Below are 21984 nucleotides of genomic sequence, written 5' to 3'. Positions count from 1 at the left end.
CATTCCTCTCCGACCAAAGTATGAGGGGCACTCGGGCTTTCCGCCGATGCGGCGCACGAGGCGCGCACGCGAGAGTGGCAGCATGCTCGTCTCCGCCCAGCTTCCCGTCCTCACCGATGTACCGCTCCCCCTCGCGCTCGCGATCCTCGCCCTGCTCGACGGTCTCAGCGTCGGCACGCTGCTCATCCCGCTGTTCTTCCTCATCGCGCCCGGCAGGCCGAAGGTGGCCAGGATCCTGCTGTACCTCGGCACGATCACGCTCTTCTACCTCGTGATCGGCGTGCTCTTCACCCTGGGCCTCGTCAACGTGATCGATGTCGGCCGCGAGTTCCTGGACTCGGTGCTCGGACAGACGGTGCTCTTCGTCGCCGGAGTGGCCCTGCTCGCGGCGGGGATCCTGATGGGAATCTCGGATTCCCGAAAGCGCAGAGCCGCCGTCGAACTCGCCGCGGTCGCGGCGGACGGCACCGGGGCGGGCCCCGAGAGCGACGCGGGTGCGCAGCAGCATCGGCCATCGCGAGGAGCGGCGGGGGCCGAGCGAGCACCGGCCCAGCCGAGCGGCCGGCTCCTCCGCTGGCGCGAGCGCTTGCTCGCCGACGGCACCAGCCGCGCCGCGGTCATGGGAGTTGCCCTCGCCGCGGGACTCGCCGAGATCGCGGGCATGCTCCCCTATCTCATCGGCATGACCCTGATCGCGGATGCTCCGCTCGGCATGCCGAGCCGCTTCGCGATGCTCGCGGGCTACTGCCTCGTCATGATCCTGCCCGCCCTACTGCTGCTCACTGCCCGGGTGGTCGCGGCCCGGGCCGTCGATCGGCCGCTGCAGCGTCTCACCGATTGGCTCCAGCGCACGGGCGCCGAGAACACCGCGTGGATTCTGGGGATCATCGGGTTCCTGCTGGCCCGCGCAGGTGCGACCCAGCTCGGACTCGATCTGCCGTTCATCGGCTGAGCCGGGATCAACCGGAGTCGCGTCCCCGTCGCCTACAGCGCGGCGGAGACCGCCCGATGCGTCTCGAACAGCGGCACCGTCGTGCCCTCGGGCGCGCGACCGAACCCGCACTCGGTGGCGACCCCGAATACGCGCGAGACGTGCTGCTGCGCGGCTGCGATGCGCCGCCCCGCGCCTTCGACGCCGTCCTCGCGGTGCACGAGCCCCAGGTAGAGCTCGGTCTGCTGCGGGATCGCCAGCGTCTCGAGCGCGGCGAAGTACTCGGCGTCGTCTCGCTCGATCGGCACCGGCAGATGCAGCCAGGTGAGCGGTCGCGCGGCGGCCTCCACCACGAGGTTCGCGAAGCGCACGAGATTCGCCGTGTCTGCGGGCTCAACGAAGTGCTTCTCAGCGACGTCGCCGTAGCAGAGGTGCACGCCCACCTCGACTTCGGTGGGAACCCGATCGATCTGGCGCGCGAGGCGCTCGCTCGTACCAGCCCACACGTCGTCGAACCACTCGTAGCGGTTGCCCGCGTAGCTGCTGCCCTCGAGGATCGCGAATTCGAGCGCCGCGTCCCACTGGATCGCGAGTTCATCGTGAGGGATAGCACCGAGGATTCGGTCGAGTTCGGCGGCGAGCGCCGCCTCGTAGACCGGTTCGAACGCGGCGCGATCCTCCGCTCGGACGAAACTGCCCACCACCCCGAGCGGGGTCGGCAGCGACACCTGGAACCGGATGTGCCCGGGGATCGCGCCCTCGCGCTTCAGGCGCGCGAAGACCTCCCAGGATTCGAGCGCGGCCTCGGCGTACCCCAGGGGCGCGAGTTCGAGCTCATCGACCGAGACGCCCTCGGCGATCCGCACCGGGCGCATATCGAGCATGCGCAACGGGATCGGGGTATCGCCCACGCGCTCGATGCCCGGGGTGCGGCCCAGACGGTCGGGCTGGAAGGCGATCCAGTGGAATCGCTCCCCCACCTCGCCGTCGGGAATGCGCTTGAGATGCGCGCCGAGGTGCTCGGCCGCGGTGCGCATCGTGGTCTCGGCATCGTCGAAGTTGATGCTGCCGACGAGGTGGGCGCCCTGGGGTTGGTTCATGGGCTCCAGTGTAGTGAGCGCCAGGTGCAGAGGCGTGACCAGGGCTGTTTCAAAGCCGTCATCCTGCGCACCCTTGCGCGTCGCAGGACCCTGTTCCCCGAGCTTGTCATGAGGAACGCTCGATTCCTCGTCGAGATACGGATTTCGCAGCTCCGACCGCGGTCCCGCATGCGATTATCTCCTCTCGGCCCCGATATACCCGGTGCCGTCTCTCCGCCCGCTGCTCTCGCATAGGCTGGCGCTATGACCGCGCACCCGCACTTCCCCGACTCAGAGCCGACTCCCGAGCGGCCGCCCGGACGCGTCGTCATCGGAGGGGCCGGTGGCTTCATGGGGCGCTATCTCGCCGACCGCTATCGCAAGGCCGGCCGTGAGGTCGTGACGATCGGGCGCTCGGGCGCCGATCTGCGCTGGGGCGACGAGCGCGGGATCGCCGCGGCGGTCGATGGGGCCGCCCTCGTGGTGGGGCTCGCCGGGAAGAGCGTGAACTGCCGGTACACCCCTGAGAACCGCGCCGAGATCTTCCGTTCCCGCCTCGCGACCACCGCTGAGCTGTCGCGAGCCATCGCCGTCGCGGAGACACCCCCGCCGCTCTGGGCCAATGCGGCGACCGCGACGATCTACCGGCATGCCGAGGATCGTCCCATGACCGAGGACGACGGCGAGATCGGAGCCGGCTTCTCCGTCGACGTCGCGAAGACGTGGGAGCGCGCCCTCTTCCGCGACGACTTACCCGGCACACGCAGAGTAGCCCTGCGCAGCGCGATCGTGCTCGGGCACGGCGGTGTGCTGGGCCCGCTGCGCGCGCTGGCTCGCCTGGGCCTCGGCGGCCCGCAGTACGACGGCTGGTGGCCGGTCAGCCGAGCGCGCCGGGCAGCGGGCACGGCTCACGCGCGCGGCACCGGTCGCGGGCACCAGATGTTCAGCTGGGTGCACATCGAGGATGTGGCGCGCGTGCTCGACTTCCTGGAGCGGTATCCCGAGTTCGAGGGCCCGCTCAATGTCAGCTCGCCGCACCCCGTCGACAACCGCGAGTTCATGGCGGCGGTGCGTCGGGTGCTGGGCGCGCGGATCGGACCGCCAACGCCGCGCTGGGCTCTGGAGATCGGCGCGATCGGGATCCGCACGGAGAGCGAGCTCGTGCTCAAGAGCCGATGGGTGCTGCCGGCACGCCTCGAGGCGGCCGGGTTCGAGTTCGCGTACCCCGATCTGGAACCAGCTCTGCGGGAGAGCTTCGATCGCTCGGTGAAATAGTGATGAGCAGGAGGCGCCTCGAGCCTGCCCAGGTTTGCTGAACTCTGCTTACAATTGAATCTTGCCTAGGTGGCGAGTCACACCCCGGAGACGCCCATGAGCCGTAGCACCAAGCGCAATTTCTACCGGGCCTACCGATCAGTACGGGAAGGGCACGGCGGACGGGTGCCCGTCGTCCGCACAGGCGGCGATCGCGAAGTTTCGCATTCGAAGGCCTGCTACCTCTGCCAGCGCGGCACCTTGCCGAAACGGATCCTGCACATCAAACCGCGTCGGCGCCGTGAGAAGGCGGCTCTCCACCTGATCCTGCTCGAAGAATACTGATCCCAGCGACGCCCGATAAGGCGAGGCCATTTCCTCCGCCCCGGCTTTCCGTCGAGAGGCGAATTTCGCATGCGGATCTGCGAATCGGCCTGCGAAACCCGTATCTCGGCGGCGAAACGTCAAAGTAGGGCCACAGCGGCGGGTCACGACGCCCCGGAGGCACAAGACAGTCCGAGGGACAAGGCCGCCCGAACGCACGAGAACGCAGAAACGGCCCGGATCCCGAGGGATCCGAGCCGTTTCCGTCCGTTCGCACCGCAGCGCATAGAGCGCAGCAGCGCCTACAGCGCCGAGTACACCTCGCGCAGCAGCTCGGCGGTCTCGGTGGGGGTCTTGCCCACCTTCACGCCGGCGGCTTCGAGGGCCTCCTTCTTCGCCTGCGCGGTGCCCGCCGAGCCCGACACGATGGCGCCGGCGTGGCCCATCGTCTTGCCCTCGGGCGCGGTGAAGCCCGCGACGTAGCCGACGACCGGCTTCGTCACGTTCGCCTTGATGAAGTCGGCCGCGCGCTCCTCCGCGTCGCCGCCGATTTCGCCGATCATCACGATCGCCTTGGTCTCGGGGTCGGCCTCGAACGCGGCGAGGGCGTCGATGTGCGTGGTGCCGATGATCGGGTCGCCGCCGATGCCGATGGCGGTCGAGAAACCGAGATCCCGCAGTTCGTACATCATCTGGTAGGTCAGGGTGCCCGACTTCGAGACGAGGCCGATGGGTCCCTTGCCCGTGATGGTAGCGGGGGTGATGCCGGCGAGGGCCTCGTCCGGGGTGATGATGCCGGGGCAGTTCGGCCCGATGATCCGGGTCTTGCCGCCGGTCGCCTTCGCGTGCGCCCACAGCTCGGCCGAGTCCTTCACGGGCACGCCCTCGGTGATGATCACGAGCAGGCCGATGCCCGCGTCGATGGCCTCGATCGCGGCGTCCTTGGTGAAGGCCGGGGGCACGAACGCCACCGACACGTCAGCACCGGTCTGCTCCATCGCCTCCGCCACCGAGGCGAAGACGGGCAGCTCGACCTGAGCGCCGGAGGCATCGGTGTGGGTCACGGTGGTGCCGGCCTTGCGGGCGTTCACCCCGCCGACGATGTTCGTGCCCGCCGCGAGCATGCGCGCAGTGTGCTTGGTGCCCTCGCCGCCGGTGATGCCCTGGACGATGACCTTGGAATCCTTGTTCAGGAAGATCGACATTCTGTTGCTTCTTTCGGTGAGTCTCGTCGGTTAGCGGGCGTTGGCCAGTTCGGCGGCCTTGTCGGCGCCCTCGTCCATGGTGGCGGCCTGGGTGACGAGCGGGTGATTCGCCTCGTTCAGGATCGCGCGGCCCTCCTCGACGTTGTTGCCGTCGAGGCGCACCACGAGCGGCTTGTTCGCCGCGTCGCCGAGCTTGTTCAGAGCGCCGACGATACCGTTCGCCACGGCGTCGCAAGCGGTGATACCGCCGAACACGTTCACGAAGACCGACTTCACCTGCGGGTCGCCGAGGATGACGTCGAGGCCGGCCGCCATGACCTCAGCCGACGCACCGCCGCCGATGTCGAGGAAGTTCGCGGGCTTCACACCGCCGTGGTTCTCACCGGCGTACGCCACCACGTCGAGCGTCGACATCACGAGCCCCGCGCCGTTGCCGATCACGCCGACCTCGCCGTCGAGCTTCACGTAGTTGAGATCCTGAGCCTTGGCCTTGGCCTCCAGCGGATCCTCCGCCGACTTGTCCTCGAGCGCCTCGTGCTCGGGGTGGCGGAAGTCGGCATTGGCGTCGAGCGACACCTTGCCGTCGAGCGCGATGATGTCGCCCTCACCGGTGAGCACCAGCGGATTGACCTCGACCAGCGTGGCGTCTTCGCCGACGTACACCTCGTACAGCTTCTCGAACACCCCTGCGACCTTGCCGACGAGCTCCTCGGGGAACTTGGCAGCGCGCGCGATCTCCTCGGCCTTCGCCGCGTCGATACCGGTGATCGGGTCGACCTCGATACGGGCGAGAGCCTCGGGCTTCTCCACGGCGAGCACCTCGATCTCCATGCCGCCCTCGACCGAGCAGAGCGAGAGGTACGAGCGGTTGGCTCGATCGAGCAGCACGGAGAAGTAGAACTCCTGCTTGATGTCGGCCCCGGCCGCCACCATCACGCGCTTCACGATATGGCCCTTGATGTCGAGCCCCAGGATCGCCTGCGCCGCCTCGAACGCCTCGTCGGGGTTCTTCGCGACCTTCACACCGCCGGCCTTACCGCGGCCGCCGGTCTTGACCTGAGCCTTCACCACGACGACGCCGCCCAGTTTCTCGGCGGCCGCGCGCACCTCCTCGGGGGTGTCCGCGACGATGCCGGCAAGCACCGGCACTCCGTATCGCTCGAAAAGATCTCGTGCCTGGTACTCGTACAGATCCACGTACTGTCCTTTGCTTGGGATTTTCGGGTTACCCGAGGCAAAAATGTCTCGATGTCGAGATAAGTCGACCAGTTCGAGAGTCTATCACCGCCGAGTGGGCGGGACCCGGGCGAGCGGGACCCGGGCGAGCGGAGCCCGGGCGAGACCGATGCGCGGCGAGCGGAGGAGCAGGATCGGGGCCGTGATCCGTGATCACCCCTCGCCCCGACGCGCCCTCCGGGCGCGATACAGCTCGGCGTCGGCATTCGCGATCGCCTCGTTCAACCCCTCGCCCGGCTGCACCGCGACCACACCCCAGGACCAGTTGAACGGAGACTCGTCGTGCAGCCGATTCAGCTCCGCGCCGAGCTCACCTGCCCCGAGGCGCCCGACGAGTGCGAACTCGTCTCCGCCGAGCCGCACCACAAAACCACGACCCCTGCCGAGGTACCCTCGCATCCCGAGCATCGCGGACCACGCGCTCACCGACTCCCGCAGTGCGGCGTCGCCCGCGGCATGGCCTCCCAGATCGTTCACTCTCTTGAAGTCGTCGAAGTCAACCACGGCGACCGACAGCGGCTCCCCCGCTCTCCGAGCCAGCCGCACCGCCCGCGGACCTACTTCCGCGAGTCCCCGCCGATTCAGCGCGCTTGTCATGGCATCGACGTTGGCCTGCGCGGTGAGCTGTCGCCGTACCGCGCGCGCTCCTTCGAAGCAGAACAGCATGATGATCAGCGCGTATCCGACCATGATCACCGGTGACCCGATCCCGGTCCCCAGTTCGGGGTGCCAGATCAGGGTGCCCGACACGCGCAGCATGCTCAGCATGATGAAGGCCCACGCGACGGCGGACGGGTAGAACCACGCGACGTACAGCGCGACCAGCGGAAGCTCCAGCAGCGCGTTGATCTCTGCATGACTGTGATCCGAGAAGACCAGGAAGTAGCTGGACCAGGCCTCCATCCCGGCGACCACCACGAGGCCGCCCCAGAGCGGATACCGCCGCCCGAGCACGAGCGGGAGCAGCGTCGCGGTCAGGTACAGCACCAACCACAGGCTCACGGCGCGCCGCTGTATGCCCGGATGACCGATCAGCAGATCGACCGCGAATACGATCACGAGCATCAGCGGCACCAGGGCGCTCACCAGGGAGAACGGCGTCTGCCACCGTACGAAGCGTCGCAGGAGCGCTGCGAGCCGGTCCGTGTCCCGCGCGATGATCGAGGTCAACGAGCTATCCACTGTTCCGCACCCGCCATCCGGGTTTCCGCTGCTTCTCCGCATACAGATCCTGATCGGCCCGCGCGAGCATCGCTTCGGCGGTATCGCCGATCCGCGACTGCGCGATCCCGGCCGACCAGGGATACGGCGATCCCTCCCGCAGGCGGTCGACGATCCTCGCGGCCTCGCCCGCCCTCGTGTGCGGGAGCAGCAGCACGAACTCGTCGCCGCCGATCCTCCCGATCACATCCCAGGATCTGACGGCAGCGCGCCACGCCGCCGCCGTCTCGAACAGCGCCGCATCACCCGCGGCATGCCCGCGGACATCGTTGAGCTGCTTGAAGTCGTCGAAGTCGATGGCCACCAAGCAGAACGGATCCCTCTGCGTCGAGCGCCGCTGGAGCCGTTGCTCAACCCGCTCCATGAGTGCGTGACGGTAGTAGACGCCGGTGAGGGGATCGATAGTCGCCGCCCTGACCTGCCGGCGCCAGAGGTACATTCCGGCGCTGAAGCAGAAGAGCATCGCGAGCAGGGCGTGCACTGCCACGGGGGTCCCGATCGGACCCGTCGGCGACAGCAGCGGATTCATCGACATCGTCGTGCCGAAGACGAGGACGCAGGTCAGGATCAGAGGAATCGCGACGCGGGGGCGGACGAACCATCCCAGGTAGAACGCGACCACCGGGAACTGCTGCACCGAGGAGATCACCGACTGGGGATCGTCTGCGAGGCTGAGGTAGAAGGTCTGGGCCACGATGAAGATCACCACGCTCACGATGCCGATCCACCTCGGCACCTGCTTGCCCAGCACGAAGACCACCGCGCCGCCCGCCACGCAGAACAGCAGAAGCGACCACGTGAGCGCGGGATTGATCATGTCCCGGTGGAAGAGCACGTCGACCAGCAGCGTGAGGCCCAGCATCAAAGCCGCGAGCAGGATGTAGAGAGAATGCGGATTATGGCGTCGTTTCAACGAGGACAGCCATTTCATAGCTCTCGCTTTCCCCCGCATATCCCCCTGCCGCGCACCCGATCGGCATTTCTGACAGGTTACACATATCGTCTGGAGGAAACTCCGCATTTTCACCCTCGCCATCACCTCGATTCACCCTGTTCTCGATCTGTCCGACCGCCGGTTCCCAGACTCGGCGAGTATCGTGGGAGCGCTTCCGCCGACAAGGTCTCACGCTCGACACGAGCCCTCGCCGGCGGTCAGCGACGACGGAGGTGGACGTGGAGCAGAACGAGGCCCCGAAGCGCGAGGGGTTGCGGGCGCGCAAGCGCCGGATGACCGAGAACATCATCGAGACCTCCGCGGTGAAGCTGGCTCTCGAGCACGGAGTGGAGAACGTCACCGTCGAGACGATCTGCGAGATGGCCGATATCTCCCGCAGCACCTTCTTCAACTACTTCGCGGGCCGCGACTACGCCATCGTCGGTCGCGCGATCACCATTCCCGAGGGCGACGAGGCCTTCCTCGTGCTCGACAGCTGCCCCGACAACCTCACACTCGGCATCCTCCGGCTGATCTTCGCCGCCATCGGCCACAACAACGTCAACACCGAAGTAGCACGTCTGCGGGCCCGGCTCATCGCGGAGCAGCCGGAGGCCGGGCGTCTGGCACTCATCACCACGCTCGAATCGGCCCACCACATCACGAGGACGGCGACAGCCTGGCTCCTCGCGCACCCCGAGCACTCCAAACTCGGCTCGCCCGCACGCGAGGCGACAATGGCGGCCTCGCTCGCGCACGGCATCATCACCTCGCAGATGGGCGAGTGGATGCAGCGCGAGGGCGATATCTCCGCCGATGAGGCCGACCTCGAGCGAATACTGGAGGATTACCGCGTCCTCATCGGGTGAGCGGCCGCTCAGTCGACCTTGGTGATGGGGACGCGGAGCCACTACGAAATGCATCGCATTTCGGGGCGACGCGTCGCGGCCTCACCAGGCCGCCTGTATCGAGCTGGACCCGGGACCCCGCTCAGTCGACCTTGGTGATGGGTGCCAGCTTCACGAGCAGCTTGCGTTCGCCGACCGCGTCGAACTCGACGTGCGCGATGCGTTTCGATCCGACGCCGGTGATGCCGGTGACCCGCCCCTCACCGTACTCGTCGTGCCGGATCCGATCGCCCGAGGCGAGTTCGAGGTCGCCGTTGTCGCGGGCCGCTCCCCCGATCATGTTGGGGAAGCCGCCGCCCGCGGCCTGCGCCGCCTTCGCCTGACGCTTGCGCTCGCGCCACTTCTCCAGCGCCGACTGCATATTGCCGCTCGCCGGCTCGCTGACGGCCGCGGCCCCGGAGCCCCCGCGCGACCCGGCCGCGCCGAACGAGACCGATGAGTCGACCCGGTTCCGCGAGCGCGCGCCGCCGGAGCCATACCCCGACGAGCGCGGCGCGTTGAGCGCGCGGGACTCCGTGCCCCCGCGGCCCATGACCTCGCCCGGCGATTGCCGCCAGTCGATCAGGCCCTCGGGGATCTCCTGCAGGAAGCGCGACGGCATCGCCACCGACACGTCGCCGAAGGTGGCGCGGGTGGAGGCCAGCGTGAGATAGAGCTGTTCGCGCGCCCGGGTGATGCCGACGTACATGAGCCGGCGCTCCTCGCTGATGCCGCCGACCTCGTCGACGGACATCTGGTGCGGCAGCAGGCCTTCCTCGACGCCGGTGATGAACACGGCCTTGAATTCGAGGCCCTTGGCCGTGTGCATGGTCATGAGCGAGACGGTGCCGCTCGTGTCATCGAGGTCGTCGGCGGCGGCCACGAGGCTCACCTCGGTGAGGAAGGCGAGCAGGCCCGCGCCCGGCTGCTTGGCGTCGAACTCCCGGGCAACAGCGATGAGCTCCTCGAGGTTCTCGGCCCGCGCGTCGTCCTGCGGATCGCGCTTGGCGCGCAGCTTCTCGATCATCTCGGTCTCGTCGAGGATCAGTTTGAGCACGTCGCCGACGGGCGCGGGCTTCGCCTCCTCTGCGGAGTCGTCGGTCGCGCCGCCCCCGGCCGCCATGCGCGCAGCCCGGGTCAGGAGTGCCGCGAGTTGTTGCACGGTGCCGCGCAGCTTCGGCCCCAGCGCGCCGACCTCGTCGGCCCGCAGCATCGCCTCGTGGAACGAGATGCCCTGCGCCTCCTGGAAGTTCGCGAGGTGCGCCTCGGCCATCGGCCCGATCCCGCGCTTGGGCGCGCCCAGCAGGCGCGACCACGCGATCGGATCGTACGGGTTGGCGATGCTCGTGAGGTACGCCATCGCGTCTTTGATCTCGGCGCGCTCGTAGAACTTGGTGCCGCCGAGCACGCGGTACGGGATCGCGGATCGGATCAGCAGCTCCTCGAGCGCGCGCGTCTGGGAGTTGGTCCGGTAGAACACCGCCACGTCGCCGTAAGCCATGCCGCCCCGATGCAGATCCTCGATCTCCTCGGCGACGAACCGCGCCTCGTCGTGCTGCGAATAGCCGGTGAAGCCGACGATCTTCGCCCCGTCGCCCTCGGTGGTGAAGAGGTTCTTCTCCTGCCGATCGAAGTTGTTGCCGATCACGGCGTTGGCCGCCGAGAGGATGTTCTGCGTCGAGCGGTAGTTCTGCTCGAGCTTCACCACCTCGGCCCCAGGGAAGTCGCGCTCGAACTCCACGATGTTGCGGATGTCGGCACCGCGGAAGGCGTAGATCGACTGGTCGCTGTCGCCGACGACGGTGAGGCTGGCCGGCGGGATCCTGCCGCTCGCGTCGAGCTCCCGATCGCGTGCGGGAGGGGTGAGCCCGTCGACCTGCTCGGGCTCGACCGGCCGCGTCAGCTCCCGGATCAGCGAGTACTGGGCGTGGTTCGTGTCCTGGTACTCGTCGACGAGGACGTGCCTGAACCGCCGCTGGTAGATCGCGGCCACGTCGGGGTGGGCGCGGAAGAGCTGCACTGTCTGGCCGATGAGGTCGTCGAAGTCGAAGGCATTGGCGCGCCGCAGCTCCTGCTCGTACATCTTGAAGATCTCGACGAACAGGCGGTCGCGCGGATCGTTCTCGTTCATCGTCGCCGCGTAGTCGTCGGCGTCGCTGAGCTCGTTCTTGAGCTTCGAGATCTTCGAACCGGCATTGGCCGGGGTGAAGCCGTACGTGTCTGCGTCGAGCTCCTTGATGATGCGCTTGAGCAGGGCGCGCGAGTCGGCGGAGTCGTAGATGGTGAAACCCGAGACGTAGCCGAAGCGCTCGGCCTCGCGACGCAGAATGCGCACGCAGGCGGAGTGGAAGGTCGACACCCACATGCCCTGAGCGCCCTCGCCGAGCAGGCCCTCGATGCGCTCGCGCATCTCGGCGGCCGCCTTGTTCGTGAAGGTGATCGCGAGGATCTGGCTCGGCCACGCCTCTTTATTGCGGATGAGGTGGGCGATGCGGTGCGTGAGCACGCGGGTCTTGCCCGATCCCGCGCCTGCGACGATCAGCAGCGCGGGCCCGCGCGAGACCACCGCGCGCTCCTGCGCCGGGTTCAGCCCGTCGAGCAGCGGATCCTGCCCGCTCGCACCGAGGGCGCCGCCCGCAGAAGGACCACCGAAAGGAGCGCCGGGCTCCAGAAGTTCAAACTCGCTCATCGTGGGATCCAGTCTAGGCGCGACCCCTGACATTCCCGTCCGCGGCGGGCTCCGGTCCCGTCCCGTCCAGCGCACAGCGGAAACGGTCCAGAATAGAGGGATGGTTACTCCCAGCGTGCTCGTCTTCGCGACGGGCGGCACGATCGGCATGCACGAGACCGACGCGGGCCTGGCGTCCGATCCCGACTTCCCCGAGATCCTCGAGCGGCTCGTCGCAGACATCTGCCGGTCCCTTCGCATCGAGGCCCGCATCAACCATCTGCTCCCGGCCATCGACAGCGCCAACGCCGACGCCGAGACCGCGCCGCGCATCGCCCGCGCGATCAGCGCTCGCGTGCGCACGCACAGACCGCGGGGCGTCGTGATCCTGCACGGCACCGACACGCTCGCGCACACCGCGGCCAGGCTCGCCTTCGAGCTCTCCGGCATCGGCAGCCCCGTCGTGGTGACGGGCAGCCAGCTGCCCCACGGCGCACCGCGCACCGACGCGGTCGACAACCTCACCCTCGCGATCCGCGCCTCGGTGAAGGCAGCGCCGCAGTCTCCCGTCTCCGTCGCGTTCGGAGGCGTGATCCTCCCCGCGGTTCGAGCGGTCAAGCACGATAGCGTCTCGCTCTCCGCGTTCCGCGCCGAGCGCCCCCTCGCCCCGAACGCCGCGGGTGTGCCCGCCGCGCCCTCCGGCCTCGACTCCCCCGCCGCACCCGCGCGGGTGCTCTCGTTCAGGTTCACCCCCGCCGTCACCGCCGCGGATCTGCGCGCCGCCGTCGGCGGTCGCCCCGACGGGCTCGTGCTCGAGTGCTACGGATCGGGCAATGCCCCGATGGCGCGGCCGGGCATGCTCGGCGCGCTGCGGGAGGTCTGCGCGTCGATGCCGGTGGTCGCCGTCACCCAGTGCGCGACTGGAGGGGTGGATCTCGCCCGCTACGCGGTCGGGCGCGAACTGGCGGCCGCCGGCACGATCGACGGATCCGACCTCACGCTCGAGGCTGCGGCCGCGAAGCTCGGATTCCTGCTCGACAGGGGGCACCGCGGTGCAGAGCTGCGCAGCCTCATGGAGAGCAATCTCGTGGGTGAGCTGGTCCCGGACGCGTGACTCCGGCGGTCGCCCGCCGACGGGGACCCCCACGCCTTCCGCCCTTCGGGCACCGATTCACCTTCCAGCACCGCGATCGAGCGAAACGAGGTGCTTTTACCTGAATCGGTGCCGCTGGATGGGCCGGGCCGCTGCGTGGAGCTACCTTTGAGCGTCGCGGATCGCCACCCCGAGGTCGGGATGGTCCACGAAGACGCCGTCAACCCCGGAACCCAACAGCAGCCCGAACTCCCCCTGCCAGTCGCCCCACTCCGCGCCGCGCAGAGAAGTCTGGTATCGCACGTTGAGGTAGCGGTTCTCGGGCCTGAGCGTCCAGGTGTAGACGAGCAGGCCGCGCGCGTGCGCCCGCTCCACCAGGTCGGTCGCCCCCGTCGCGCGTCCCAGCGCGTTCACCCGGATCAGGTTTCCCTTCGCCACGCTGATCCCGTCGACCCTGCGTCGCCCGTCGCCGGCCGGCGTCGCGAGCAGATCGAGCCCGGCATCGCTGCGGTACCAGGCGAAACTGCGCCGCGAAGCGTCGCCCACCGGCTCATCAGCCGGCGACCCGAAGCGCTCGGCGAGGAACACGAGGTCGGCGCGCACGCCAGCGGCGCGCAGCCGATCCAGCACCCCGAGCTCGAACGATTCGACGACCAGGCGATCCGGCCGCTCGTCCCACCCCGTCGCGGCCAGCTCACCCATCAAGAGCTCACCGAGGTCGTGACCGAGGCCAGCGAAATACGCAGCGTGCTTCACCTCGACGACCGCCCGCAGCGGCCGACGCCGCCGAGCGCTCTCCTCGTCGACGATCGCGAGCACGTCGCGCAGACGCAGGATCGGTTCGGCGCCGTCGAACTCGCGGTTGTCGGGCCGCACCCGCTGCAGGCGCTCGATGCAGCGCAGGGTCGAGAGCTCCTGCCACGTGAAGTCCTCGGTGAACCAGCCGGTGAGGCGCCGGCCGTCGACCGTCTTCGTCGTGCGTCGCGACGCGAACTCGGGGTGCTGAGCCACATCCGTGGTGCCGGAGATCTCGTTCTCGTGCCGCACGACCAGCACGCCGTCGCGCGTCGCGACGATGTCGGGTTCCACGGCGTCGGCGCCGAGCTCGAACGCGAGGCGGTACGACGAGGCGCTGTGCTCGGGTCGGTATCCGGGTGCACCCCGGTGGCCGATGATGAGGGGCGCAGGATCCGGGGTCTCCATGCATCCCACCCTATCCGCGCCGCAGCGCCGATCCGCGCTGCGCGAACTCGCGCGAGGATCAGGCAGAGTCACAGCCCCGGAAGCCCTTTCTTCGTTAGGGTGGAAGAGACCCATACGCCAGGAAAGGATTCCGACGCATGAGCAACCCGGCTCTCAGCAACAACCCGGCACTCAACGGCAAGACCCTCACCGCTGACGAGCTGCGCCGCATCTACGATCAGCCCGCTGCGCAGACGCAGCGGCCCGGCATCGACGAACCCGTCACGCAGGCGGGCTTCGGCGGCGAGCAGCCGCCCGTCGCCACGCCCTCCGAGCGTCCCATGACGTACGAGAACACCATCTCGAAGACCATCGGGCTCTTCCTCATCGTGCTGGCGGGCGCCGCGGTCGGCTGGTTCATGCCGATCCTCATGCTCCCGGGCATGATCGTCGGCCTCGTGCTCGGCCTCGTCAATTCCTTCAAGAAGGAGCCGAGCGTTCCGCTCATCGTGCTGTACGCGGTGTTCCAGGGGCTCTTCCTCGGCGGCCTGTCCGGCCTCATGGAGGGCATGTACCCCGGCATCGTGACCCAGGCCCTGATCGGCACCTTCGCCGTGTTCGGCGTCACCATGCTGCTGTTCCGCAGCGGCAAGGTCCGCACGAGCCCCCGCATGACCAAGATCGTGCTCATCGCGATGGTGGGCTACCTCGTGTTCTCGCTCATCAACGTCGGCATCGTGATGTTCGGGTCGAGTGAGGACGCTTGGGGCCTTCGATCTGGCTGGCTGGGCATAGCTATCGGAGTGCTCGCCGTCCTGCTCGCCGCGTACTCGCTGGTCATGGACTTCGAGCTGATCCAGAACGGAGTGCGGCGTGGCGTGCCCGAGAAGTGGGCCTGGACGGCGGCCTTCGGCCTCATGGTCACGCTGATCTGGCTGTACGTGGAGATCCTGCGCATCCTCGCGATCCTGCGCGGCAACGACTGATCCTTCTCCGATAGGCAGAGCGAAGGCCCGGACCGTGAGGTCCGGGCCTTCGTGCATCCGCCAGGCTCCGTTCCCCGGGCCCGGCCCGTTCCCCGGGCCCGTACTTCGGAGCTCACCGTTGCTTCGGATCGATTCACGCGATCTCATCCGAATTTGCGGTGTGATCCGAAGCACGGGACGGCCGGATCGGGATCCGTACGGCAAGGGCAACAGAAAAGCCCGACCGAGGCCGGGCTCTCCTAAGCTACGCCGAGGCGCTCACTCCCATGTGCCCGCTGGCGCGTTCGCATGCCACGCGATGCTGATCACGAGTGGGAGTGAGCTGCTTCGCGGCTAGCATCCTCCGTGCTTCGCACGTCGGCTGAGCGCGAGGCGCGCTCAGCGGCAACGCCGCGCAAAGCTCCGCTTTGCCTTCAGCGGCTGGCCGCCCCCTCGATCGAGTGGGAGTGAGCTGCTTCGCGGCTCACTCCCACTCGATGGTCCCAGGGGGCTTCGAGGTGACGTCGAGCACGACTCGGTTGACCTCCGGCACCTGATTGGTGATGCGGTTCGAGATGCGGGCGAGCACCTCGTAGGGCACGCGGGTCCAGTCGGCCGTCATCGCGTCCTCCGAGGAGACCGGGCGCAGCACGATCGGGTGGCCGTAGGTGCGGCCGTCGCCCTGCACGCCCACCGAGCGGACGTCGGCGAGCAGCACGACGGGGCACTGCCAGATCTCGGAGTCCAGGCCGGCCGCCGTCAGCTCCTCACGCGCGATCGCATCTGCGGCGCGCAGCGTCTCGAGGCGATCCCGGGTCACCTCGCCCACGATGCGGATGCCGAGACCGGGGCCGGGGAACGGCTGGCGGCCGACGATCGCCTCGGGGATGCCGAGCTCGCGCCCGATCTCGCGCACCTCGTCTTTGAAGAGGGTGCGCAGCGGCTCGATCAGCTCGAAGTCGAGGTCCTCGGGCAGGCCACCCACGTTGTGGTGCGACTTGATGTTCGCGGTACCGGATCCGCCGCCCGACTCGACCACGTCGGGGTAGAGCGTGCCCTGCACGAGGAACTTCACCTTCTCGCCCTCGGCCTTCGCCTCGGCGACGAGGTCGAGCTGCACCTGCTCGAACGCACGGATGAACTCGCGGCCGATGATCTTGCGCTTCTGCTCGGGGTCGGTGACGCCCTCGAGGTGCCCGAGGAAGACATCGGCCGCGTCGACCGTGATGAGGTTGACGCCCGTAGAGGCGACGTAGTCGCGCTCGACCTGCTCGCGCTCGCCCTGACGCAGCAGGCCGTGGTCGACGAAGACCGCGGTGAGCTGGTCGCCGATGGCCTTGTGCACGAGCGCGGTGGAGACGGCGGAGTCGACGCCGCCCGAGAGCGCCGAGATGACCCGCGCGTCGCCGACCTGGGCGCGGATGCGCTCGACCTGCTCGGCGATCACGTTACCCGCGTTCCAATCGGCGGGGATCTCCGCCACGTGGTGCAGGAAGTTCTCGAGGATGCGCTGGCCGTGATCGGAGTGCTTCACCTCGGGGTGCCACTGCACGCCGTAGAGCTTGCGCTCGGGCGAGCCGAACGCCGCCACCGGGGTGACCGCGGTGCGCGCGAGCACCTCGAAGCCCTCGGGGGCCTGCTGCACGGCGTCGCCGTGGCTCATCCAGACGTTCTGCTTCTCGGGCTGGCCGCCCAGGATCGCGCCGCCGTCTCCGATGATCTGCGCCTCGACGCCGCCGTACTCGCGGTCGCCCGTGTTCCCGACGGTGCCGCCGAGGGTGTGCGCCATGATCTGGAACCCGTAGCAGATGCCGAGCATCGGAATGCCGAGTTCGAAGATCGCGGGATCGAACTGCGGCGCCCCCTCCTCGTAGACGGAGGACGGGCCGCCCGACATCACGATGCCGAGGGGCCGCTTGGCCTCGACCTCGGCCGCGGTGATGCTGTGCGGCACGAGCTCCGAGTACACGCCGGCCTCGCGCACCCGACGAGCGATCAGCTGCGCGTACTGCGCGCCGAAGTCGACCACGAGGACCGGACGGTGGTCCGTATCTGACTGTTCTGCCATTGCAGGCCTTTCAGGGATTGATGGACCGCGCCATCGGCGCGACCCTGGGATAGAAGTCTAGTGAAGCCGGGCTTCCGCGGCAGATGCAGCCTCGGCCTCGCGGGCCTCGAGGAAGGCATCCACCTCGCGCACGATGCGGGCCTCCAGGAAGAACGACATGAACGGGATCACGCCGCCGAGCGCGATGAGGATGAAGCGCCAGAAGTTCCAGCGCATCGGGCTCCACAGCATGAAGTCGGAGACGAGGTAGATCACGTAGAACCAGCCGTGGGCGATGAGGATCGCCTTGAACAGGTCGAAGCCCTGCGGCAGGAAGTCGGCCTCCACTCCCTCGGGGGCCAGCGGGTAGAAGTGCGCGAAGCCGTCGGGGGTGAACAGGAAGAGCTGCACGTTGAAGGCGTACTTCATGACCATCACGGCCACGAGCAGGAGCAGCATGACGCCCGTGATCACCGAGGTGACCTTGTAGAAGCTCAACGCCTTGCGAATGCGCGGGTAGTCGGACGGCTTGGGCTGCAGTTGCATGGGTTCCATTCTATCGAGTCGTTCCTTGAGCTTGTCGAAGGGAACGGGGTCCGCTGGCGGGCTCAGCGGACGGCCTCCGCGTCCGCCGCCTGAAGCAGTTTGAGTTCGTGCTCCTTCTCCCAGGCGTCGCGCGTGAGGCGGTACCAGAGGAAGATCGCGAAGCCGGCGAACACGATCCACTCGACGCCGTAGAAGATGTTGAGCCAGTTCACGGTCTCCGCGGGCAGCGGCGCGACCGAGTCGACGGGGTCGAGCCCGGCCTCGGCGAGCAGCGGCTCGGCAGCGTCCGAATCGTGCATCACGAGATAGCCGGAGTAGACGGGGCTGTCGACGCCGGTCCAGACGTTCGCGAGGAAGGCCGGGATCATGGTGTGCATCACCTGCGGGTCCTCTCCCGCCTTCGGCACCTGCGGCCCCTCGGGCGGCATGAAGCGCCCTTCGATGGTGCGCGGCTCGGAGAACTCGGGATCCGCCTCGAGCTTCTCGATCGCCCGTTCCGCGGCGGCCTCGTCCGCAGCCCAACCGATGGCGACGGCGAGGTGCGCGCTCGGAGCGGCGTCGGGCGCCTCGGTCACGAGGTGACCGACCACCCAGGCTCCGGTCTGCCCGTCGTTGACGCGCGGGGACACGACGCGCGAGTCTCCGCGGACGAAGGCTCCGTCGAGGTGCACCACCACGCCGGCCCCCTCGTCCGTGACTCCGACGAGGGTGTCAGAGGCTTCCTGGAGCGGGCGCGGCGTCTCGGTGTCGACCTCCTCGACGGCGGCGTTGCGAACAGCGCTGTCCATCTGCCACTGCCCCAGCCACGCGAAGACGGAGGCCACGATCATGGCGAACACGAGAGCGAGGATCCAGCGCGGCCTGCGCATCACGCGCCCGAGCGTGGGCTCGCCCAGGTACTCGGGGCGTTTCGATCGCTGCGGCGGATCCGTTCGCGCGGGTGCAGACGACCGCGAATCCGGTTGCCGGATCGGCTGGCCGGACTGCCGACCGGGGTCGGGCGAGTCCGGTGAGGGGGGCTGGGTCGAAGACAACTGCCTCGCGGCCCCCTAGCGCTCTGCGTGCACGACGTCGACGCGCTGGAACTCTTTGAGCTCCGAGTAGCCCGTCGTCGCCATCGCCCGACGCAGCGCGCCGATCAGGTTGGCGCTGCCGTCGGCGACGTGCGCCGGGCCGTTCACGATCTCTGCGAGCGGCGCCACCGGGGCGACGCGCATGCGCCTCCCCCGCGGCAGATCCTCGTGGTGCGCCTCCTGCCCCCAGTGCCACCCGAGGCCCGGGGCATCGGACGCCTTCGCGAGGGCGGCGCCCAGCATCACGGCGTCGGCGCCGCAGGCCATCGCCTTGATGAGGTCGCCCGAGGTGCCGAGGCCGCCGTCGGCGATCACGTGCACGTAGCGGCCGCCCGACTCGTCGAGGTAGTCGCTGCGAGCCCCGGCGACGTCGGCGATCGCGGTCGCCATGGGTGCGCGGATGCCGAGCGTGGCGCGGGTGGTCGAGGACGCTCCCCCGCCGAAGCCGACGAGCACGCCGGCCGCGCCCGTGCGCATGAGGTGGAGGGCCGACTGGTAGGTGGCGGCGCCGCCCACGATCACGGGCACGTCGAGCTCGTAGATGAACTGCTTGAGGTTGAGGGGCTCGCGCCCCTCTTTCGCGACGTGCTCGGCCGAGACGGTGTTGCCGCGGATCACGAACAGGTCGACACCCGCCTGCACCACGGTCTCGGTGAACTCCGCGGTGCGGTGCGGCGACAGCGCGCCGGCGACGGTCACGCCGGCCTCGCGGATCTCGCCGAGCCGGGCCGTGATGAGCTCGGGTCGGATCGGCGCCGAGTAGAGCTCGCGCATGCGGTGCACGGCCCGCACCTCGTCTTCGATGCCCGCGAGTTCGGCGAGCAGCGGCTCGGGATCCTCGTGCCGGGTCCAGAGGCCCTCAAGGTTGAGCACGCCCAGGCCGCCGAGACGCCCGAGCTCGATGGCCGTGGCGGGCGACATGACCGAGTCCATCGGAGCGCCGAGCACCGGGATGTCGAAGTGGAAGGCGTCGATCGACCACGAAGTCGAGACGAGCTCCGGGTCGCGGGTGCGCCGGGTCGGCACGATGCCGATCTCGTCGAAGGTGTACACGCGGCGGGCGCGCTTGCCCCGCCCGATCTCGATCTCGTTACTCACGATCAGGTCCGTTTCTCATGCGCGATCAGCGCTTGTAGTTGGGGGCTTCGACGACCATCTGCACGTCGTGCGGGTGGCTCTCCTTGAGCCCCGCCGAGGTGATGCGCACGAACTCGCCGCGCTGCTTCAGCTCCTCGATCGAGCGGGCCCCCACGTAGAACATCGACTGGCGCAGGCCGCCGATCATCTGGTGGGTCACCGCGCCCACCGGGCCGCGATAGGGCACCTGGCCCTCGATCCCCTCGGGGATCAGCTTCTCGTCGCTCGGCACGTCGGCCTGGAAGTAGCGGTCCTTCGAGTAGGAGGTGCGCTCGCCGCGCGTCTGCAGCGCGCCCAGCGACCCCATGCCGCGGTAGTTCTTGTACTGCTTGCCGCCCACGAAGACCAGGTCGCCCGGGCTCTCGTCGGTTCCGGCCAGCAGCGACCCCATCATCACCGAGGACGCGCCCGCGACGAGCGCCTTCGCGATGTCGCCCGAGTACTGCAGGCCGCCGTCGGCGATGACGGGGATGCCGGCGGGGGTCGCCGCCTTCGCCGCCTCGTACACGGCGGTCACCTGCGGCACGCCCACGCCCGCGATGACGCGCGTCGTGCAGATCGAGCCCGGCCCGACGCCCACCTTGACGGCGTCGGCGCCCGCGTCCGCGATCGCCTTCGCGCCGGCGTACGTCGCCACGTTGCCGCCGATCACGTCGACGCCCGCGAAGGCGGGGTCGCTCTTGATCTTCGCGATGATGTCGAGCACGCCCTTGCTGTCGCCGTTGGCGGTGTCGACCACCAGCACGTCGACGCCGGCGTCGATCAGTTCGCCCGCGCGCTTCCAGGCGTCGCCGAAGAAGCCCACCGCCGCGCCCACGCGCAGACGGCCGGCGTCGTCTTTCGTGGCGAGCGGATACTGCTCTTCCTTGTCGAAGTCCTTCACCGTGATGAGGCCGGTGAGGCGGCCCTCGTCGTCGACGAGCGGCAGCTTCTCGATCTTGTGCCGGCGGAAGATCGCCGCGGCGTCGTCGCGGGAGATGCCCACGGGGCCCGTGATGAGCGGCATCTTCGTCATGGCCTCGGAGACGCGCACCTGCGAGCGGTCCTTCGGATCGATGAAGCGCATGTCGCGGTTCGTGATGATGCCGAGCAGCACCCCGTTCGAGTCGACGACGGGCAGGCCCGAGACGCGGTACTCGCCGCAGAGCGCGTCGACCTCGGCCACGGTCGCGTCGACCGACGTGGTGACCGGGTTGGTGATCATGCCCGCCTCGCTGCGCTTGACCCGATCCACCATCTCGGCCTGATCCTGGATCGACAGGTTGCGGTGCAGGATGCCGAGGCCGCCGTTGCGCGCCATCGAGACCGCCATGCGGGTCTCGGTCACCGTGTCCATGGCCGCCGAGATCAGCGGGATGTTGAGGCGGATGCGACGCGTGAGCTGGGTCGAGGTGTCCGCGTCGCTCGGGATGACGTCGGTGTGCGCCGGGAGCAGCAGCACATCGTCGTAGGTCAGACCGGTGAACGCGAAGGGGTCGCGCTGTTCCATGGAACCTCTTTTGCTGTGTGTGGGGGGGGGCCGGTGGGTTCAGGCGGCCGGATCGCGGCGCCTACCCCGTTCAGTCTAAGGGAATCGGCCCGGTGTTCGTCTGTGCGGTGGGCGAACGCCGGATCTGCGCGACCATGTCGGCGATGAGAATGATGAGCGCGATCCACACCGCGATGAATCCGACCCACCGGCTGACGGGCATCTCCTCGTGCATCACGAAGTAGCCGTAGAGGAAGCCGAGGATCGGGGTGAGGAACTGCAGGAACCCCATATAGGAGAGCGGCAGCCTGCGCGTGGCCTCTCCGAAGAGGATGAGGGGCACCGCCGTCATGATGCCGCTGAACATCACGAGCGCGGTGATGCCGGGGCCGAAGGAGAAGACGCCGATCCCCGAGACGCCCGCGACGATGAGCAGCTGCACGGCCGCGACGGGCAGCGATGTGAAGGTCTCGACGGTGAGGCCGGTGATGCCGTCGACCTGCTCCCCCACGTGCTTGTGCGCGGCGCCGTAGAGGCCGAACGACGTCGCGATGCCGAGCGCGATCCACGGGAAGGCGCCGTAGGCGACCGCGGCGGCCGCGACGCCCGCGGCCGCGATCCCAACCGCGGTCCACTGGGGACGCGTGAGCTGCTCCTTGCGCACGATTGTCAGTCTGTTTTTACCCGATCTCGCAAGGATTGGGAAGTCCCGGCCGGAGCGGTCTGACCCTTGC

Annotated in this window: 19 protein-coding genes; 6 read left to right on the top strand and 13 right to left on the bottom strand. The window is 68.7% G+C overall.

Annotated features, from left to right (window positions below; all coding sequences use genetic code 11):
- Positions 1–82 precede the first annotated feature (82 nt).
- Entirely contained in the window at positions 83–952 is an 870-nt protein-coding gene (locus AC0KXF_RS11020; protein WP_473109232.1) for a GAP family protein, read from the top strand.
- A 32-nt stretch (positions 953–984) separates the two neighbouring features.
- On the opposite strand, the gene AC0KXF_RS11015 is transcribed toward AC0KXF_RS11020, so the two are convergent.
- Positions 985–2031 (bottom strand): hypothetical protein, encoded by a 1047-nt coding sequence (locus AC0KXF_RS11015; RefSeq protein WP_473109231.1) that lies wholly within the window; start codon positions 2029–2031, stop codon positions 985–987.
- 243 nt (positions 2032–2274) lie between these two features.
- Here AC0KXF_RS11015 and AC0KXF_RS11010 point away from each other — a divergent pair, with 243 nt between their 5' ends.
- The gene (locus AC0KXF_RS11010) at positions 2275–3285 is read left to right on the top strand and encodes an epimerase (protein ID WP_473109230.1); all 1011 of its coding nucleotides are present in this window, start codon (positions 2275–2277) and stop codon (positions 3283–3285) included.
- 69 nt (positions 3286–3354) lie between these two features.
- Positions 3355–3609: a hypothetical protein gene (locus tag AC0KXF_RS11005; RefSeq protein ID WP_473109229.1), complete on the top strand. Its 255-nt coding sequence runs from the start codon at positions 3355–3357 to the stop codon at positions 3607–3609.
- A gap of 281 nt (positions 3610–3890) precedes the next feature.
- Here AC0KXF_RS11005 and sucD read toward each other — a convergent pair whose 3' ends face one another.
- The 4 genes from sucD to AC0KXF_RS10985 all read right to left on the bottom strand — a co-directional run bounded on the left by sucD (position 3891) and on the right by AC0KXF_RS10985 (position 8181).
- Positions 3891–4793 (bottom strand): succinate--CoA ligase subunit alpha, encoded by a 903-nt coding sequence (gene sucD, locus AC0KXF_RS11000; protein WP_473109228.1) that lies wholly within the window; start codon positions 4791–4793, stop codon positions 3891–3893.
- 30 nt (positions 4794–4823) lie between these two features.
- A complete protein-coding gene (gene sucC, locus AC0KXF_RS10995) occupies positions 4824–5990 on the bottom strand; it encodes an ADP-forming succinate--CoA ligase subunit beta (protein ID WP_473109227.1) in 1167 nt (388 codons plus the stop codon).
- A gap of 192 nt (positions 5991–6182) precedes the next feature.
- Positions 6183–7199 carry a GGDEF domain-containing protein gene (locus AC0KXF_RS10990; protein WP_473109226.1) on the bottom strand — a complete coding sequence of 339 codons (1017 nt, stop codon included), beginning with the start codon at positions 7197–7199 and terminating at the stop codon, positions 6183–6185.
- A 4-nt stretch (positions 7200–7203) separates the two neighbouring features.
- Entirely contained in the window at positions 7204–8181 is a 978-nt protein-coding gene (locus AC0KXF_RS10985) for a GGDEF domain-containing protein (RefSeq protein ID WP_473109225.1), read from the bottom strand.
- A gap of 242 nt (positions 8182–8423) precedes the next feature.
- On the opposite strand from AC0KXF_RS10985, the gene AC0KXF_RS10980 reads away from it, so the two are divergent.
- Entirely contained in the window at positions 8424–9053 is a 630-nt protein-coding gene (locus tag AC0KXF_RS10980; protein ID WP_473109224.1) for a TetR/AcrR family transcriptional regulator, read from the top strand.
- Between the two features lie 121 nt (positions 9054–9174).
- Here the strand turns inward: AC0KXF_RS10980 and AC0KXF_RS10975 are convergent, their stop codons facing one another.
- Entirely contained in the window at positions 9175–11760 is a 2586-nt protein-coding gene (locus tag AC0KXF_RS10975) for an ATP-dependent helicase (RefSeq protein ID WP_473109223.1), read from the bottom strand.
- Between the two features lie 100 nt (positions 11761–11860).
- Here AC0KXF_RS10975 and AC0KXF_RS10970 point away from each other — a divergent pair, with 100 nt between their 5' ends.
- Positions 11861–12853, top strand: coding sequence for an asparaginase domain-containing protein (locus AC0KXF_RS10970; RefSeq protein WP_473109222.1), 993 nt, complete (start codon positions 11861–11863; stop codon positions 12851–12853).
- Between the two features lie 141 nt (positions 12854–12994).
- Here AC0KXF_RS10970 and AC0KXF_RS10965 read toward each other — a convergent pair whose 3' ends face one another.
- Positions 12995–14035: a glycerophosphodiester phosphodiesterase family protein gene (locus AC0KXF_RS10965; RefSeq protein WP_473109221.1), complete on the bottom strand. Its 1041-nt coding sequence runs from the start codon at positions 14033–14035 to the stop codon at positions 12995–12997.
- Between the two features lie 137 nt (positions 14036–14172).
- Between AC0KXF_RS10965 and AC0KXF_RS10960 the strand changes: the two genes are divergently transcribed.
- On the top strand, positions 14173–15000 hold the full coding sequence (locus AC0KXF_RS10960; protein ID WP_473109220.1) for a Bax inhibitor-1/YccA family protein: 828 nt from the start codon (positions 14173–14175) through the stop codon (positions 14998–15000).
- A gap of 463 nt (positions 15001–15463) precedes the next feature.
- Here AC0KXF_RS10960 and guaA read toward each other — a convergent pair whose 3' ends face one another.
- The 6 genes from guaA to AC0KXF_RS10930 all read right to left on the bottom strand — a co-directional run bounded on the left by guaA (position 15464) and on the right by AC0KXF_RS10930 (position 21914).
- Positions 15464–17047, bottom strand: a complete 1584-nt coding sequence (guaA, locus tag AC0KXF_RS10955) for a glutamine-hydrolyzing GMP synthase (RefSeq protein WP_473109219.1) — start codon at positions 17045–17047, stop codon at positions 15464–15466.
- Positions 17048–17104: 57 nt separating this feature from the next.
- Positions 17105–17572, bottom strand: coding sequence for a DUF3817 domain-containing protein (locus AC0KXF_RS10950; RefSeq protein ID WP_473109218.1), 468 nt, complete (start codon positions 17570–17572; stop codon positions 17105–17107).
- Between the two features lie 62 nt (positions 17573–17634).
- Positions 17635–18441, bottom strand: a complete 807-nt coding sequence (locus tag AC0KXF_RS10945; protein WP_473109366.1) for an SURF1 family protein — start codon at positions 18439–18441, stop codon at positions 17635–17637.
- A gap of 180 nt (positions 18442–18621) precedes the next feature.
- On the bottom strand, positions 18622–19743 hold the full coding sequence (locus AC0KXF_RS10940; RefSeq protein WP_473109217.1) for a GuaB3 family IMP dehydrogenase-related protein: 1122 nt from the start codon (positions 19741–19743) through the stop codon (positions 18622–18624).
- 25 nt (positions 19744–19768) lie between these two features.
- Positions 19769–21271, bottom strand: coding sequence for an IMP dehydrogenase (gene guaB, locus AC0KXF_RS10935; RefSeq protein WP_473109216.1), 1503 nt, complete (start codon positions 21269–21271; stop codon positions 19769–19771).
- Positions 21272–21341: 70 nt separating this feature from the next.
- On the bottom strand, positions 21342–21914 hold the full coding sequence (locus AC0KXF_RS10930; protein ID WP_473109215.1) for an EamA family transporter: 573 nt from the start codon (positions 21912–21914) through the stop codon (positions 21342–21344).
- Positions 21915–21984 lie beyond the last annotated feature (70 nt).

It is taken from the genome of Leucobacter holotrichiae (assembly GCF_055791005.1).
This window is presented reverse-complemented; position numbering and strand designations above follow the sequence as displayed.

Coding starts and splice junctions, on each gene's coding strand:
- AC0KXF_RS11020 (WP_473109232.1), top strand. CDS start 83: ATGCTCGTCTCCGCCCAGCTTCCCGTCCTCACCGATGTACCGCTCCCC.
- AC0KXF_RS11015 (WP_473109231.1), bottom strand. CDS start 2,031: ATGAACCAACCCCAGGGCGCCCACCTCGTCGGCAGCATCAACTTCGAC.
- AC0KXF_RS11010 (WP_473109230.1), top strand. CDS start 2,275: ATGACCGCGCACCCGCACTTCCCCGACTCAGAGCCGACTCCCGAGCGG.
- sucD (WP_473109228.1), bottom strand. CDS start 4,793: ATGTCGATCTTCCTGAACAAGGATTCCAAGGTCATCGTCCAGGGCATC.
- AC0KXF_RS10985 (WP_473109225.1), bottom strand. CDS start 8,181: ATGAAATGGCTGTCCTCGTTGAAACGACGCCATAATCCGCATTCTCTC.
- AC0KXF_RS10975 (WP_473109223.1), bottom strand. CDS start 11,760: ATGAGCGAGTTTGAACTTCTGGAGCCCGGCGCTCCTTTCGGTGGTCCT.
- AC0KXF_RS10970 (WP_473109222.1), top strand. CDS start 11,861: ATGGTTACTCCCAGCGTGCTCGTCTTCGCGACGGGCGGCACGATCGGC.
- AC0KXF_RS10965 (WP_473109221.1), bottom strand. CDS start 14,035: ATGGAGACCCCGGATCCTGCGCCCCTCATCATCGGCCACCGGGGTGCA.
- AC0KXF_RS10960 (WP_473109220.1), top strand. CDS start 14,173: ATGAGCAACCCGGCTCTCAGCAACAACCCGGCACTCAACGGCAAGACC.
- guaA (WP_473109219.1), bottom strand. CDS start 17,047: ATGGCAGAACAGTCAGATACGGACCACCGTCCGGTCCTCGTGGTCGAC.
- AC0KXF_RS10950 (WP_473109218.1), bottom strand. CDS start 17,572: ATGCAACTGCAGCCCAAGCCGTCCGACTACCCGCGCATTCGCAAGGCG.
- AC0KXF_RS10945 (WP_473109366.1), bottom strand. CDS start 18,441: ATGCGCAGGCCGCGCTGGATCCTCGCTCTCGTGTTCGCCATGATCGTG.
- guaB (WP_473109216.1), bottom strand. CDS start 21,271: ATGGAACAGCGCGACCCCTTCGCGTTCACCGGTCTGACCTACGACGAT.